Origin of the sequence: Saccharopolyspora hattusasensis (assembly GCF_050972075.1) — a bacterium.
In the GTDB taxonomy this organism is placed as follows: Bacteria; Actinomycetota; Actinomycetes; order Mycobacteriales; family Pseudonocardiaceae; genus Saccharopolyspora; species Saccharopolyspora hattusasensis.
The window spans coordinates 3,823,420-3,837,775 of sequence record NZ_JBPCDC010000001.1 but is presented as its reverse complement, the minus strand read 5'-3'; the positions used below and the strand labels follow the sequence as shown (position 1 = coordinate 3,837,775).

General features: G+C 68.4%; 16 protein-coding genes. 7 read left to right on the top strand and 9 right to left on the bottom strand.

Going from position 1 to position 14,356, the window contains the following annotated elements; genetic code table 11:
• Positions 1-61: 61 nt before the first annotated feature.
• Positions 62-868: a methyltransferase domain-containing protein gene (locus ACRXBZ_RS17975; protein ID WP_433880067.1), complete on the top strand. Its 807-nt coding sequence runs from the start codon at positions 62-64 to the stop codon at positions 866-868.
• 112 nt (positions 869-980) lie between these two features.
• Here the strand turns inward: ACRXBZ_RS17975 and ACRXBZ_RS17970 are convergent, their stop codons facing one another.
• From ACRXBZ_RS17970 to ACRXBZ_RS17940, 7 genes are all read right to left on the bottom strand, one after another.
• Positions 981-1,280: a DUF1416 domain-containing protein gene (locus tag ACRXBZ_RS17970; protein ID WP_433880066.1), complete on the bottom strand. Its 300-nt coding sequence runs from the start codon at positions 1,278-1,280 to the stop codon at positions 981-983.
• Between the two features lie 118 nt (positions 1,281-1,398).
• Positions 1,399-2,247 (bottom strand): sulfurtransferase, encoded by an 849-nt coding sequence (locus tag ACRXBZ_RS17965; RefSeq protein ID WP_433880065.1) that lies wholly within the window; start codon positions 2,245-2,247, stop codon positions 1,399-1,401.
• A gap of 30 nt (positions 2,248-2,277) precedes the next feature.
• Positions 2,278-2,727, bottom strand: coding sequence for a DUF4395 domain-containing protein (locus ACRXBZ_RS17960; protein WP_433880064.1), 450 nt, complete (start codon positions 2,725-2,727; stop codon positions 2,278-2,280).
• 107 nt (positions 2,728-2,834) lie between these two features.
• Positions 2,835-2,909, bottom strand: coding sequence for a putative leader peptide (locus ACRXBZ_RS17955; RefSeq protein WP_350945149.1), 75 nt, complete (start codon positions 2,907-2,909; stop codon positions 2,835-2,837).
• A 219-nt stretch (positions 2,910-3,128) separates the two neighbouring features.
• Positions 3,129-3,569 (bottom strand): TlpA family protein disulfide reductase, encoded by a 441-nt coding sequence (locus ACRXBZ_RS17950; protein ID WP_433880063.1) that lies wholly within the window; start codon positions 3,567-3,569, stop codon positions 3,129-3,131.
• Positions 3,566-4,369: an LmeA family phospholipid-binding protein gene (locus ACRXBZ_RS17945; protein ID WP_433880062.1), complete on the bottom strand. Its 804-nt coding sequence runs from the start codon at positions 4,367-4,369 to the stop codon at positions 3,566-3,568. Before ACRXBZ_RS17945 ends, ACRXBZ_RS17950 begins: the two co-directional genes overlap by 4 nt.
• 67 nt (positions 4,370-4,436) lie before the next feature.
• Positions 4,437-5,195: an alpha/beta hydrolase gene (locus ACRXBZ_RS17940; protein ID WP_168585718.1), complete on the bottom strand. Its 759-nt coding sequence runs from the start codon at positions 5,193-5,195 to the stop codon at positions 4,437-4,439.
• Between the two features lie 191 nt (positions 5,196-5,386).
• On the opposite strand from ACRXBZ_RS17940, the gene ACRXBZ_RS17935 reads away from it, so the two are divergent.
• Complete coding sequence (locus ACRXBZ_RS17935) at positions 5,387-6,139, top strand: winged helix-turn-helix transcriptional regulator (protein WP_168585717.1); 753 nt, start codon at positions 5,387-5,389, stop codon at positions 6,137-6,139.
• A gap of 299 nt (positions 6,140-6,438) precedes the next feature.
• On the opposite strand, the gene ACRXBZ_RS17930 is transcribed toward ACRXBZ_RS17935, so the two are convergent.
• Positions 6,439-7,668, bottom strand: coding sequence for an APC family permease (locus ACRXBZ_RS17930; RefSeq protein ID WP_433880061.1), 1,230 nt, complete (start codon positions 7,666-7,668; stop codon positions 6,439-6,441).
• A 141-nt stretch (positions 7,669-7,809) separates the two neighbouring features.
• Here ACRXBZ_RS17930 and mshD point away from each other — a divergent pair, with 141 nt between their 5' ends.
• From mshD to pstB, 5 genes are all read left to right on the top strand, one after another.
• Entirely contained in the window at positions 7,810-8,757 is a 948-nt protein-coding gene (mshD, locus tag ACRXBZ_RS17925; protein ID WP_433883908.1) for a mycothiol synthase, read from the top strand.
• A gap of 220 nt (positions 8,758-8,977) precedes the next feature.
• Complete coding sequence (pstS, locus tag ACRXBZ_RS17920; protein WP_433880060.1) at positions 8,978-10,093, top strand: phosphate ABC transporter substrate-binding protein PstS; 1,116 nt, start codon at positions 8,978-8,980, stop codon at positions 10,091-10,093.
• Between the two features lie 166 nt (positions 10,094-10,259).
• Positions 10,260-11,219, top strand: coding sequence for a phosphate ABC transporter permease subunit PstC (gene pstC, locus ACRXBZ_RS17915; protein WP_246869150.1), 960 nt, complete (start codon positions 10,260-10,262; stop codon positions 11,217-11,219).
• Positions 11,216-12,130, top strand: coding sequence for a phosphate ABC transporter permease PstA (gene pstA, locus ACRXBZ_RS17910; RefSeq protein ID WP_433880059.1), 915 nt, complete (start codon positions 11,216-11,218; stop codon positions 12,128-12,130). The genes pstC and pstA overlap by 4 nt, the downstream gene beginning before the upstream one ends.
• An 11-nt stretch (positions 12,131-12,141) precedes the next feature.
• Positions 12,142-12,918: a phosphate ABC transporter ATP-binding protein PstB gene (gene pstB / locus ACRXBZ_RS17905; protein ID WP_168585711.1), complete on the top strand. Its 777-nt coding sequence runs from the start codon at positions 12,142-12,144 to the stop codon at positions 12,916-12,918.
• 506 nt (positions 12,919-13,424) lie between these two features.
• Here the strand turns inward: pstB and ACRXBZ_RS17900 are convergent.
• Positions 13,425-14,282 carry a helix-turn-helix domain-containing protein gene (locus ACRXBZ_RS17900; protein ID WP_433880058.1) on the bottom strand — a complete coding sequence of 286 codons (858 nt, stop codon included), beginning with the start codon at positions 14,280-14,282 and terminating at the stop codon, positions 13,425-13,427.
• Between the last annotated feature and the right edge of the window lie 74 nt (positions 14,283-14,356).

Here is a 14,356-nt window from a genome sequence, read left to right as displayed (position 1 = left end):
CGATAAGTTCCACGCGGAAAGGATAACCACCGCGACGCCCGCGCGGAGTGTGGCGTCGGGCATGATCTGCGGCGGGTACCGCGCCGAACTGCGCCGAACCGATAGCAGGGACGGGAATCACATGGACTTCGAGACGTTGCGCGAGCGCGCGCTGACCTTCCGCGAGGACCTGCTGGCGCGCAAGGGCAAGATCGCGCCGGCCGACTTCGGTTGGTACCCGTACGACACGATGGCGAACATCTTCCACCTGGACGCGCTGCTGACCGGCGAGCAGCGGTCGGTGTTCGACCGGATCGCGGGCACCCGCGTCGCGGACATCGGCGCGGCCGACGGCGACTTCGGGTTCTTCCTGGAGGCCGAGCTGGGCTGCCAGGTGGACGTGATCGACAACGGCCCGACGAACTTCAACGGGCTGCGCGGCGCCCGGCGGCTCGTCGAGGAACTGGGCTCCGGCGTGCAGGTGCACGAGATCGACCTGGACTCGCAGTTCCGGATGCCCGCCGAGCGCTACGGCGCGGTGTTCTTCCTCGGGCTGCTCTACCACCTGAAGAACCCGTTCTTCGTGCTGGAGCAGCTGGCCAAGCACGCCGACCTGTGCTTCGTGTCGACCCGGATCGCGCAGGTCGCGCCGGACGGCACCCGGATCCAGCAGCAGCCGGTGGCGTACCTGCTGGACCCGGCTGAGGCCAACAACGACGCGACGAACTTCTGGATCTTCAGCGAGACGGGCCTGCGGCGGCTGTTCGACCGCACCGGCTGGGAAGTCGTGGACTTCACGACGGTCGGCTGCCGGGAGGATTCCGACCCGCGCTCCCAGGACCGCGACGAGCGGGCCTTCGCTCTCCTTCGCGCCAAGACCACCAGCTGACCGAAGCGATCCCGATCACGCGGAAGCGCGAAGGGCACCTCTGAGCGAGCAAGTCGCCTTTCAGCGAGCAAGTCGCCCAGAGGTGCCCTTCACCTCGGAAAATCCAGTTTGGTCAGGCGACCGCGATGTCCACCGCGTGGACGCCTGGGCCGGAAGTGGTGACGTCTGCCTGGCCCTTGCCGTCGCGGTGGAGGGCTCGGACCGTCCAGGCGCCGGGGGCGGCGTAGAAGGTGAAGCCACCCTCCGGGGAGGACACGACCTCCGCGGTGAACTCGCCGGAGGAGTCCAGCAGGCGGACGAAAGCCCCGCCGACCGGCTGGTGTCCGGCACGTACCTTGCCCGTCACGACGACCTGGTCGGTGTCCTCGGCGACCGCCGTGCCCGACTGTTGCGGCGCTCCGCATCCGCTCATGCTCAACGCTCCTCGATCTCGTTCTTCGGTCCCTGCAACTGCGGTTCGGTTCCCGTGAGCGTTTTCGGGCGCTAGAGCACCGAAAACCGCTCACGGTCCCTGCCAGCTACCGGGTTCGTCAGTTCTTGGCCTCTTCGGCCGGGTTCGCGATCGGGACGCCGACCAGCGAGCCGTACTCGGTCCACGATCCGTCGTAGTTCTTGACGTTGGTGTTGCCCAGCAGTTCGCGGAGCACGAACCAGGTGTGCGAGGAACGCTCGCCGATACGGCAGTAGGCGATGGTTTCCTTCGCCGTGTCGAGCCCGGCTTCCCCGTAGATCTCCGCGAGTTCGTCGTCGGACTTGAAGGTGCCGTCCTCGTTCGCGGCCTTGCTCCACGGCACGTTGATCGCCGACGGGATGTGGCCGGCGCGCTGCGCCGACTCCTGCGGCAGGTGCGCCGGGGCCAGCAGCTTGCCCGCGAACTCGTCGGGCGAGCGGACGTCGACCAGGTTCTTGTTGCCGATCGCGTCCACGACCTCGTCCCGGAACGCCCGGATCGAGGTGTCCGGCTCCTGAGCCTGGTAGGTGGTGGCAGCCTTGTTCGGCTCGTCCTTGGTGAGCTCGCGGCCGTCGAGCTCCCACTTCTTGCGGCCGCCGTCGAGCAGCTTGACGTCGCCGTGCCCGTACAGCTTGAAGTACCAGTAGGCGTACGCGGCGAACCAGTTGTTGTTGCCGCCGTACAGGATCACCGTGTCGTCGTTGCTGATCCCCTTGGCGGACAGCAGCTTCTCGAAGCCCTCGCGGTTGACGAAGTCGCGGCGGACGTGGTCCTGGAGCTCGTTCTTCCAGTCCAGCTTGATGGCGCCCGGGATGTGCCCGCCGTCGTAGGCGGTGGTGTCCTCGTCCACCTCGGCGAACACCACGCCGGCGGTGTTCAGGTTCTGTTCGGCCCACTCGGTGGAAACCAGGACCTCTGCGCGGCTCATCGAGCGACTCCTTCGTTGATCTTCGGTGGTTCAGCAGGTGTCTGACGTGGACGCTCCGACAGGGGCGGCGCGCCGGAGCAACAGGTACATCTGGCAGCCGAGGCAGTATCCGAACACCGCGTTGAGCAGCGCCGCGACTAGGGCGAGCGTGTTCGCGACGATGCCCAGGGCAGTCCACTCCGCGGCGTAGCCGACGGTGGCCACCAGGGCGAAGGCGAAACCGACGCCCTGGGAGAACCGGACCGGTGCCGGATCTTCCCACTCGGCCCGGTCGATCGGCGCGAGGCGCGGTTGCACTGCCTGCCGGTACACGAAACCCCACGGGTTGAGCCGCATTCCGATGAATGCGCACATCCCGAACAACACCAGCTGCGTGGCGAGCACCCGCCAGCTGGTGGTGACCAGCCCGAGCGCGAGGATCGCGCTGGTCATCGCGGCGGTGAAGCGGACACCGCGCGGGTCGAGTGTTGCGGCAGACATGGGGCCTCCTGACTAGTGGACTTCGACTGCCGAGTCCGTCAGGCGGGTTCGGACGCACCCAGACCGGGGCATGAGCCGCGCAAGGTGCAAGACGTACTACCGCCCGGTCAGTGCCCGCAACACAGGCTGCTACCCACGCGGCAAAGATCCACCGCGCGCCTCCGGGTCAGCAGTACATGCACGGCTCGGAGGTTACCGGCTAGACCGATCGGCGGGAAGGTTGTTCACTAAGTGAGACGCCGGTCGGGGTGCAGGTGGCGCGAACGGACTGCTCACCTCCTCTATCGGCGTGAACGGTCCGTTCGCTTCATGTCGCTGGGGTGGGGATGTGCGGTGTGGGGTGGTGCGAACGGCCTGTTTGCTTCTTCTATCGGGGCGAACGGTCCGTTCGCCCCGAACCCTCATGCCAGGTGCGGTTGGAGGGCGGTGGCGAGTTCGTCGCGGCGCGGGACGCCGCCGACGCGGAACAGCTCCCGGCCCGCGCCGTCCAGCACGAGCGTCGTAGGGGTGCGGTGCACCCGCAGCGGCGTCGACCACTCCGGGTGATCCGTGAGGTCGACCTCCACGTGGCGCACGCCGTCGGTGCGCCGGACAAAGTCGGCCAGCAGGATGCGGGTGTGCCGGCACGGCGCGCAGAAGGTCGTCGACAGCTGCAGCAGCGTCACCTTCGCGTCGTCGTCCGGGGCGTCGGCGAGCCGCTGGCGCAGGCCCTCGGGAAGCTTGTCCAACACGTTCCCCTCCCCGGTCGTCGCACGTACCTTGCCCTCCCGGGCCTGCCACACCACGCCGAAAACCAAGGCGACGACGACGGCGATCAGCAGTGCCCAGGTGCCCGCGTTCACCCGGTGCTCACCCCGCTGGAGCTGACGGTCACGTTTTCAGCGGTCCCCTCGACGACCAGCGCGCCCCGCTCGACGCGCACCGCGGTCGGGTTGATCTCGAACGGCAGCACGCCGGGGTCGAGGGCGGTGCTGAACTGTTTGAGCACCGACTGCTCGAACAGCTTCGGCAGCTCGATCCGGCCCAGCGCGCTGTTGTTCAGGTCCAGCTTCCGCGGCTCGATCTGCATCTTGCCGTTGACCAGCGACAACACCGCGATCACCCGCACCTTGTTGTCGGAGCCGGCGATGTTCACGGTGCCGTCCAGCTGAACCACGGCCTTGGTGTCGTCGGTGCCCGCGGTGAGCTGCTCGTCCGCGCTGCTGACGTTGCCATCGTCGTCGGCCAGCGCGTCCTTCTGCGCTGGCTCGATCGTCAGATCCTGGATGCCGATCAGCCGGGCGATGTCGGAGGCCTTCAGCTTCACCCGGGCGACCAGCTGGTCGACGGTGAAGTGGTCAGCCGTCCCGGACAGCACGTCGGCGGTGGACACCCGGGCGCCGTGCAGGTCCGCTTCGATGCCGACCTCGTTGAGCTTCCCGACCTGCACGGCGTTGGCCGCCAGCTGCACGTCGCGGTAGTTCCCGGCGATGGCCTGGGTGAGGAACGGGAAGCCGTTGATCCGCACGTCGGGGTTCTCGCGCAGCTTGAGCTGCTCGGCGACTTTCTTCGACACCTGGTACTCGGCAATCGCTGCGGCCCCGAAGTCGGCACCCACCAGGAGGCCGACGGTGATCACGAGGGCGATGGCGAGCTTCTTCACCGAGCGGTCCGTTCTGGTCGGGGCAGGGCAGGGCAGGGCAGGATGGCCGGCGGTTATCCGTGGAGCGCTAGCGACCACCACGATCGGGTTGCCCCACTGTATCGGCAGCCCACCCGGCGATGCGGTCCACCAGTTCGGGGCTGGTCGCGCTCTCGGCGTGTCGCATGCCCGGTTCCAGCCACAACGCGCCCCCTCCTGCCTCGCTGAGCGCGACTGCGTCGGCCACCGGGAAGTAGTGATCCTCGTCACCGTGCACGATCAGTAGTGGAACCTGGATGCGCGGAACCAGCTCGATCGGCGAGACCGGCACGTCCGGCCACGGCGGGGCGAGGCGGACGCCGAGCAGCCGGGCGCTCCACCTGCCGTGCGGCTGCTCGAGCAGCCAGTGCACCCTGCGCATCGCGGGCGTGTCGCGGACCCACCAGCGCGCCGGGCTGCTCACCGAGATCACCGCGTCCGGCGGTGCGGACAGTGCCGCGTGGCGGAGCACCACCGAGCCGCCCAGCGAGAACCCGACGGTGACGATCTTGCGGCAGCCGAGCTCGCGGAGGCGCTCGACGGCCGCGGCGATGTCCAACGCCTCCGCCGGGCCGACGGTGGTGCGGCCACCGGAACGGCCGTGGCCGCGGAAGTCGACCGCGAGCACCGGGGCGTGAGCGGCCAGCCGCTCCAGCACCCGCCGCACGTAAGGCTTGCGGACGTGGTTGGTGAAGCCGTGACCCACGACGAAACCGAGGTCTGCGGGGAGCCCGGGGCCGGGGTAGAGCAGCCCGCGCAGCGGCGTGCCGTCGGCGGCGGCGAGTGCGACCCGGCGCACGTGACACATGCCCGTAACAAATGGTCGCCTGCCGTTCATAAATGTGATGCCGCCGGTTGGACCTGGGTTTTTCCGCCGCATTTCGGTTATTCTCCTTGTCATCCACAGGCAACGACGCCGAGTCATCCGCTTCCGTGCGGATGGCCACTCTCCCACCGGTCGTCGGTGTTTCTAGCCTTGGGAAACGGAGGCCGTTGAAGATGAGCTCCGAGCTGCTGCTGCTGACCAGCGAAGAAGACTGCGAGGCGGTGTTGCCCTCGCTGGCCCTGCTGCCGCACCGGGTCCGCACCCTGCCCGCCGACCCCGGCGCGCTCCTCTCCGGCGGCGCGCACGACGTGATCGTCGTCGACGCCCGCAACGACCTGGCCGGTGCGCGCGACCTGTGCCGCTTGCTGGCGGCCGGGGACGTGCCGGTGGTCGCGCTGGTCAACGAGGGCGGGCTGGTCACGATCAGCGCCGAGTGGGGGGTCGACGACATCCTGCTGCCGACCACCGGACCGGCCGAGATCGACGCCCGCCTGCGGCTGCTGGTCTCGCGCCGCAACAGCTCCGGTACCAGCGGCGACGGTTCGCTGCGCGTCGGTGACCTGGTGATCGAGGAAGCGACCTACACCGCGCGGCTGAAGGGGCGGGCACTGGAGCTCACCTACAAGGAGTTCGAGCTGCTCAAGTACCTCGCTCAGCACGCGGGCCGGGTGTTCACCCGGGCCCAGCTGCTGCAGGAGGTGTGGGGTTACGACTTCTTCGGCGGCACCCGCACCGTCGACGTCCACGTGCGGCGGCTGCGCGCGAAGCTCGGCCCGGAGCACGACTCGATGATCGGCACGGTCCGCAACGTCGGCTACAAGTTCGTCCGCCCGAACCGCCACGGAGGCCGGGTGGCCGCGGAGCAGGCCGAGCTGGAGGGGGCGGAGTTCGAGGCCGCCGAATACGAGACGGCCGACGCGTACTGATCCACCCGCGAGGCACCTCCGGCCACCCCGGCCGGAGGTGCCTTTGCGCCTTTCGGGAGATTCCCGGCGAATTGTTGATCTTCGTCTGAAGTGAGAGTTTTTCCGATCTTGCCCGGAAAATTGGCGAACGATCTTCGTGTGGTCGGACTCCCGATTCGGGTGAATTCGGGACTCATCCGGGATCGTCACAGCCCAGGGCGCGATTTCGCGAGAAATCGACGTTCACCCGGGTGACGGTCAATTTCTCGCGAAATTGCGCCGGCCCCGGGTGACGGTGCCGGGCGTCGATGATCGCGGCGTCAAGGTTTGGAGCGGTGGCGCCAGGCCCAGACGGCGGCGCCGATGGCGAAGCATGCGATGCCGCTGAGCACCGCGGTCCAGGGCAGCGCGAACGCGAGGACCACGCAACCGACGAACCCGAGCACCGGCAGCGCGCGCGGGAACCAGCGCTGGTCGCGGGGCAGGGTGAACGCCGAGGCGTTGGCGATCGCGTAGTACACCAGCACCCCGAACGACGAGAACCCGATCGCTCCCCGCAGATCCGTGACGAGCACCAGCGCCACGACCGCCACGATGACCACCAGCTCCGCGCGGTGCGGAGTCGCGAAGCGCGGATGCACCGCCGCCAACGGGGCCGGCAGATCGCGCTCCCGGGCCATCGCCAACGCCGTCCGGCCCACGCCGGCGAGCAGCGCGAGCAACGCGCCCAGCGCAGCAACGCCGGCACCGAACACCGCAACCGGCGCCAGCTGCGACAACCCGCCGGCCCGAACCGCATCGGCCAGCGGAGCCGACGACGCCGCGAGGCCCGCCGGGCCGAGCGCCACCAGCAGCGAGACGGCCACCACGACGTAGAGGCACACCACGATCCCGAGCGCGATCGGGATCGCGCGGGGGATCGTGCGCTGCGGGTCGCGGACTTCTTCGCCGAGCGTCGCGATGCGGGCGTAGCCCGCGAACGCGAAGAACAGCAGCCCGGCGGACTGCAGGACGCCCAGCGGCACAGGCGGCGGGGACGCCGAGGCGGCGGCCGAGGCGCCACCGAGCCACACCGCGAGCAGCGTGCACGCGAGCGCCGCGAGCGTCAGCGCGAGCAGGACGCGAGCGAGCTTGGCGGTGCGGGTGACGCCGACGTAGTTCACCGCGCCCAGAGCCGCGGCGAACGCCGCTGCGACGGGCTTGGGGGCGGCGGGGGCGAGGTACTCGGCGGCGGTCAGGGCCATCGCCGCGCACGAGGCCGTTTTTCCGAGCACGAAGCCCCAGCCCGCGAGGTAGCCCCAGAACGGACCGAGGCGTTCGCGGCCGTAGACGTAGGTGCCGCCCGCCGCCGGGTATTTCGCCGCGAGCGCCGCAGAGCTGCTTGCGTTGCAGAAGGCGATGATCGCTGCGACGCCCAGGCCGATGATCAGCGCCGGTCCGGCCGCCTCGGCGGCCGGGGCGAAGGCGCTGAACAGGCCCGCTCCGATCATGGCGGAGAGGCCGATCACCACCGCGTCGGCGGTGGTCAGCCGCCGGCGAAGTTCAGTCACGCGTTGCTCCTGAAGATGTCCGCTGTCGAAGCCCACGTGCGCAACCGGCGCTGCCGGTGCCAAGGACGGAGTTCGAGGACAAGTCTTAGCGTTCCGATCGCATCGACCGCAAGGTTCGTGGGTAACGTCGAGGGCGTGCAGCTGACTTGGCGAAATGGACTGGACAGCAGTGAAGCGGCCGAGGTCATGGCCCTGCTCGACAAGACCGAGCAGGCCGACGGGGTGGCCCCGGTCGGCGAGCACGTGATCTTGCGGCTGAAGGCGCACCGGGACGTCGTCCACCAGATCGAGCCGGTGCAGGCCGACGTGCGTTCCGAGCACTTCGTGGTGCGCGACGCCGGCAGCATCCTCATCGGATACGCGCACCTGGACACCGAGCACGAGAAAACCGCCGGGCAGCTCGTCGCCGAGCTGGCGGTGCACCCTGACCACCGCCGCAAGGGCGCCGGCGGCCGCCTGGTCGAGGCGCTGCTGGACCGCGCCGAGCTCTCCCCGGAACCCGCCCCCGACCTGGGCCGCCTGCGGATCTGGTCGCACGGCGAGCACCCGGGCGCGGTGCGACTCGCCGAGCGCTACGGCCTCAGCCGCCCCCGCGAGCTGTGGCGGATGGGGCGGGAGCTCGCCGAGCCGGAGCTGCCCGAGGTGGCGACCGCCGAAGGCGTGTGGATCCGCACCTTCCGGCCTGGCCGCGACGAGGCCGCCGTGGTCGAGGTCAACCACCGGGCCTTCTCCTGGCATCCGGAGCAGGGCGCCATGACCGAGCAGGACCTGCGCGCGAAGGAGCGCGAGGAGTGGTTCGACCCCGCCGGGTTCCTCCTCGCCGTGAACAGCGACGACGAGCTGCTGGGCTTCCACTGGACCAAGGTCCACCCGGGCGGCATGGGCGAGGTCTACGTCGTCGGCGTCGACCCCGATGCGCAGGGCGGAGGATTGGGTCGATCACTCACGGTGGCCGGGTTGCGCCATCTCAGCGACACTGGTTGTCACCAGGTGATGCTTTACGTCGAGGGTGACAACGCGCCCGCCATCAGGGTCTACCAGCGGTTGGGATTCGAGAAATGGGACACGGACGTGCAATTTGGGCGCTGACCAAATGTAGTCGTGACTCACCAGATCATCTAGGAACCGGGCCAGTCTTCCCCTGTCGGAATGTGGTCCTGCTTACTTAGCGTGCCTTGTTCACCTGTCGTTCACTTCGATGGCGGCGATCGTCCACCCCGACTCCTTAGCGTCCCTGTCGAGCGGCAACAGCACGGGCCCGCGCGGGGCTCGGCCGCGCAACCGCAGGGTTTCCAACTGGAGGAACGAAGTGAAGATCAAGCGGCACAGCGCTGCATTCGCCGTTCTCGCCGCGGGCGCGCTCGTGCTCGCCGGCTGCGGCTCCGACCAGAACGCCCCCCAGGGCGGCGGCAACCCCGCCCTCGGCGGTGTCCAGGTCGATTGCGGCACCAAGCCGGTCTCCGCGGAAGGCTCCTCGGCCCAGAAGAACGCGATGGACGTCTTCGCCCGCGACTACGGCCTGAAGTGCCAGGGCCAGCAGCTCAACTACACGAAGTCCGGCTCCGGCAAGGGCGTCGCCGCCTTCACCGCCGGCCAGATCGACTTCGGTGGTTCGGACTCGCCGCTGAGCGAAGAGAAGGGCGAGGTCGCCAAGGCCGCCGAGCGTTGCCAGGGCAACCCGGCCTGGAACCTGCCGATGGTCTTCGGCCCGGTCGCGATCTCCTACAACCTGCCCGGCGTCACCGACCTGACCCTCAACGCCGACGTGATCGGCAAGATCTACCAGGGCCAGATCAAGAAGTGGGACGACCCGGCGATCAAGGCGCTGAACCCGAACGCGCAGCTGCCCGCCAAGGACATCGTGCCGTTCTTCCGCTCCGACGAGTCGGGCACCACCGAGAACTTCCAGAAGTACCTGACCACCGCCACCGGCGGCGCCTGGACCGGCAAGGGCAAGCAGTTCCAGGGCGGGGCGGGCGTCGGCCAGGGCCGCGACGGCAGCGACCAGGTCGCGCAGTCGGTGAAGGCCACCGAGGGCAGCATCACCTACGTCGAGTGGTCCTTCCCGAAGAACCTCGGCCTGGGCATCGCCAAGATCGACAGCGGCGCCGGCCCGGTCGAGCTGACCACCGCCAACGTCGGCAAGGCCATCGAGAACGCCGAGATCAAGGGCGAGGGCAACGACCTGCGCGTCAACCTCGACTCGATCTACGGCAACAAGGCCCCGGGCGTCTACCCGATCGTCCTGAACACCTACGAGATCGTCTGCTCCAAGGGCTACGACGCGGAGACCGCGAAGGCCGTCAAGGCGTTCCTGACCGTCGCCGCCAACGCCAACCCGCAGGAGCTGGAGAAGGCCGGTTACGTCCCGCTGCCGGAGTCCTTCAAGAGCAAGGTCCTGACTGCCGTCAACGCCATCTCGTGAGTAACCCCGTTCGCACCTAACCAGGGCGAACCAAGAGTCGAACGGACGAAGTGAGAGGCTGCAAACAGCAGTGACCGACTCGACGAGAGCCGATCTGCGCCCCGCGGATACCGAACCCGGTGCCCCGCGGGGCGCTTCGGCGCCCAGTTCCGGACCGGAGGCTCCCATTTCCGCTCCCGATACCTTCGCGGGCAAGAAGGTCCGCATCGGCGACCGGGTCTTCTCCTCGGTCGCGACCGCCTCCGGCGCCTTCGTGGTCGCACTCATCGCCGCCATCGGCGTGTTCCTGCTGATCCGTGCCGTCCCGGCGCTGCAGGTCAACCAGGTGAACTTCCTGTTCAGCCGGGAGTGGAACACCGCGAACCCGAGCCACCTGAGCTTCGGCATCATCGACCTGGCCTGGATCACGGTGGCCAGCTCGGTCGTCGCACTGGTCATCGCGATGCCGGTGGCCTGCGGCATCGCGCTGTTCCTCACCCAGTACGCGTCGCGCACCCTGGCCCGCCCGTTCGCCTACATCGTCGACCTGCTGGCCGCGGTGCCGTCGGTGATCTACGGCCTGTGGGGCTACCTGGTGCTGGGGCCGGTGCTCAAGCCGGTCGCGGTGTGGCTGAACGAGAACCTCGGCTGGATCCCGGTCTTCGCCAACGGCAACGCGCCAACCGACTCCGGCGCCAACGTCTTCACCGCCGGCATCGTGCTGGCCGTGATGATCCTGCCGACCATCACCGGGGTAAGCCGCGAAGTCTTCTCGCGGACCCCCACCATGCAGATCGAGGGCGCCCTGGCGCTCGGCGCCACCCAGTGGGAAGTGGTGCGCACGACGGTGTTCCCGTTCGGCCGCAACGGCTTCATCGGCGGTTCCATGCTCGGTCTGGGGCGCGCGCTCGGCGAAACCGTCGCGCTGACGATCATCCTGAGCATGAGCACCGCCCCGCCGAACTACAGCGTCTTCGACGCCGGTGCCACCTTCGCCTCCAAGATCGCGCTCGGCTCCGGGGAGTTCAACAACAACCTGCAGGTCGGCGCCTACATCTCGGCCGGCCTGGTGCTGTTCGTCATCACCTTCGCGGTGAACGCGATCGCCCGCTGGATCGAGAGCACCAGCGGTAAGGGGAAAGCATGAGGACCGACACCGCTGACGTGGAGCAGCTCGCCACCCCACCGGCGTTCCAGCGGATCAGCTTCGGGCGGAAGTTCAAGAACAACCTGGCCACCACGCTGTTCGCCGCGGCGTTCGTGATCGCGGTGGTCCCGCTGCTGTGGGTGCTGTGGACGCTGCTGGAGCGGGGCCTCAAGCCGCTGCTCAGCGTCGACTGGTGGACGCACTCCTTCAACGGGCTGCTCCCCAACGACTTCGGCGGCGGCATCTACCACGCCCTGATAGGCACCCTGCTGCAGGGACTGGTGTGCGCGGTCATCGCGGTGCCGCTGGGCATCATGGTCGGCGTCTACCTGATCGAGTACGGCCGGGAGTCCCGGTTCGCCCGGATCGCCACCTTCATGGTCGACATCCTCAGCGGGTTGCCGTCGATCGTGGCCGGCCTGTTCATCTACGCGCTGTGGATCACCACCTTCGGCTTCAGCCGCAGCGGCTTCGCGGTGGCGTTGGCGCTGATGCTGCTGATGCTGCCGGTGGTCGTGCGAGTCACCGAGACGATGCTGCTGATCGTGCCGGATGAGCTGCGCGAGGCGTCCTACGCGCTCGGGGTCCCCAAGTGGAAGACCATCGTGCGCATCGTGCTGCCGACCGCGCTGTCCGGCATCCTCACCGGCGTGATGCTAGGTCTCGCCCGCGTGCTGGGCGAGACCGCGCCGCTGCTGATCCTGGTGGGTTACTCCAGCTCCATCAGCTTCAACCTCTTCGGCGGCGAGATGGCGTCGCTGCCGCTGGCGATCTACATGGAGCGCAGCACCGGAACCGTGGCCGGTGACTACCGGATGTGGGGCGCCGCGCTGACCCTCGTGCTCGTCATCATGCTGATCAACCTTGTCGCGTCGCTGCTGTCCAAGCTGTTCGCGATCAAGACCAAGTAGGGACCGAACCTATGGCCAAGCGTCTCGACATCAAGGACCTGAACCTGTTCTACGGCAAGTTCCACGCCGTGCAGGACGTGACCCTGCAGGTCCCAGCCCGAAGCGTCACCGCGTTCATCGGCCCGTCCGGTTGCGGCAAGTCGACAGTGTTGCGCTCGCTGAACCGCATGCACGAGGTCATCCCGGGCTCGCGGGTCGAGGGCAAGGTGCTGCTCGACGGCGAGGACGTCTACGCCGGCGACGTGGACCCGGTGCAGGTCCGCAAGACCATCGGCATGGTCTTCCAGCGGGCCAACCCGTTCCCGACGATGTCCATCCGGGACAACGTGGTGGCCGGGCTGAAGCTGGCGGGCGAGAAGAACAAGAAGAAGCTCGACGACATCGCCGAGCGGGCGCTGCGCGGCGCGAACCTGTGGGACGAGGTCAAGGACCGGCTCGGCAAGCCCGGCGGCGGCCTCTCCGGCGGTCAGCAGCAGCGCCTGTGCATCGCGCGGGCGATCGCGGTGCGCCCGGACGTGCTGTTGATGGACGAGCCGTGCTCGGCGCTGGACCCGATCTCGACGCTGGCGATCGAGGACCTGATCTCGCAGCTGAAGCAGGACTACACGATCGTCATCGTCACCCACAACATGCAGCAGGCGGCGCGGGTGAGCGACCAGACGGCGTTCTTCAACCTGCGCGCGGTCGGCGAGCCGGGCCAGCTGGTGGAGATCGACGAGACGGGCAAGATCTTCTCCAACCCGACCCAGAAGGCGACGGAGGACTACATCTCCGGCCGCTTCGGCTGATCGTTCGAAGCGTGTGCAGGGCCCCTTTCGCCGAGTTGGCCGGAAGGGGCCCTGCACCTGTTTCTGCCGGTCCTCCGCCGACGGGCACGTGAAGATCCTGCGGCTCAGCGAACACCTGGACGTTCCGCTGCGGCAGCGCAACAACCTCCTGCTCGCGGCCGGGTACGCGTTGGTGCCGCTGCGCTTCCGCCACGGTGACCGGGAGCTGTCGTTCTTCAGCATGACGGCGGTCTTCGGCACCCCGCTGGATGTCACGGTCGCGGAACCGGCCATCGATGTGTCGGCAAGCGACACATCGAATCCTTCTTCCCCGCAGACCAGACCACAGTGGACTGCGTCCGCACCCGCACACCGTTTCCGGACGAACCATCCACAGGTTCCGCCGAGTTGTCCACAGGGGACTTCAATTTCAATGGAAATCGGACCTTCGATTTCCATTGAAATTGCGGACCTACGGCCGGCCTACGGCGGACCTACGTCGGACATACGCCGGGGATTCGCCGGACCTATGCCGAGGATTCGTCGGCGATGGCGGAGATGAAGGCGCTGGAGTCCTTGGGGTTCAGGGCCTGGGTGCAGACCTTTTCGAAGGACTTGAGGTAGTCCGCCGTGTCCTCGGCCTTGTCCAGGAACCGGGAGTTCGCCGAGTCGCCCAGGTGCACGACCTGCGGGTCGGCGTCGTCCGGGAACGAGAACACCGCGATCCGGTCGCCCATCAGCGGGTGCCCGCCGCCGCGGAACGGCAGCACCTGGATGGTCACGTTGCGCCGGTAGCCCAGCAGCACCAGGTGCTCAAGCTGCTGGCGCATCACCCCTTGGCCGCCGACCGCGCGCCGCAGCGCGGACTCGTCGAGCACCGCCCACAGCTCCAGCGGGTTCTCCCCGAGCAGCCGCTGCTGCCGGGTAGAGATCACCGTCAGTCGCTCCTGCAGCTCGTCCGGGTCGTAGACCTGCGCGCCCGCGGTCAGCAGCGCCCGGCTGTACTCGGCGGTCTGCAGCAGCTCCGGCAGCGGATCCGCGCCGTAGCAGCTCACCGCCTTCGCCGAGGTCTCCAGGCCGAGGTAGGTCTGCAGGCCGGGCCGCTGCGCGGTGCTCGGGTACTTCTGCCACCAGCCGCGCTGCTTGGAATCCTGCGCGAGGTCCACCAGCGCCGAGAGCTGGTCGCTGGTGGCGCCGTAGAACTCGGCCATCAACCGCACGTCGGAGGTGCGCACCGGCACCCGGCCGAGTTCGATCTGGCTGATCTTGCCCTGGGAGCAGTCCAGGTGGGCGGCGACTTCGCGGTGCGTGTGGCCCGCGGATTCGCGCAGCCGCCGCAACTCGCTGCCCAGCCGCCGTCGATGCACGGTAGGACTCTTACGCACCGCACACCCGGCCGGACGCGGTTCGGAACCTTCTCACCCAAACGAGGATCGCACACCATGATCGCAACATCGAG

Coding starts and splice junctions, on each gene's coding strand:
- ACRXBZ_RS17940 (WP_168585718.1), bottom strand. CDS start 5,195: ATGTGTCACGTGCGCCGGGTCGCACTCGCCGCCGCCGACGGCACGCCG.
- ACRXBZ_RS17935 (WP_168585717.1), top strand. CDS start 5,387: ATGAGCTCCGAGCTGCTGCTGCTGACCAGCGAAGAAGACTGCGAGGCG.
- pstA (WP_433880059.1), top strand. CDS start 11,216: ATGAGGACCGACACCGCTGACGTGGAGCAGCTCGCCACCCCACCGGCG.
- ACRXBZ_RS17965 (WP_433880065.1), bottom strand. CDS start 2,247: ATGAGCCGCGCAGAGGTCCTGGTTTCCACCGAGTGGGCCGAACAGAAC.
- pstB (WP_168585711.1), top strand. CDS start 12,142: ATGGCCAAGCGTCTCGACATCAAGGACCTGAACCTGTTCTACGGCAAG.
- ACRXBZ_RS17960 (WP_433880064.1), bottom strand. CDS start 2,727: ATGTCTGCCGCAACACTCGACCCGCGCGGTGTCCGCTTCACCGCCGCG.
- ACRXBZ_RS17975 (WP_433880067.1), top strand. CDS start 62: ATGATCTGCGGCGGGTACCGCGCCGAACTGCGCCGAACCGATAGCAGG.
- ACRXBZ_RS17970 (WP_433880066.1), bottom strand. CDS start 1,280: ATGAGCGGATGCGGAGCGCCGCAACAGTCGGGCACGGCGGTCGCCGAG.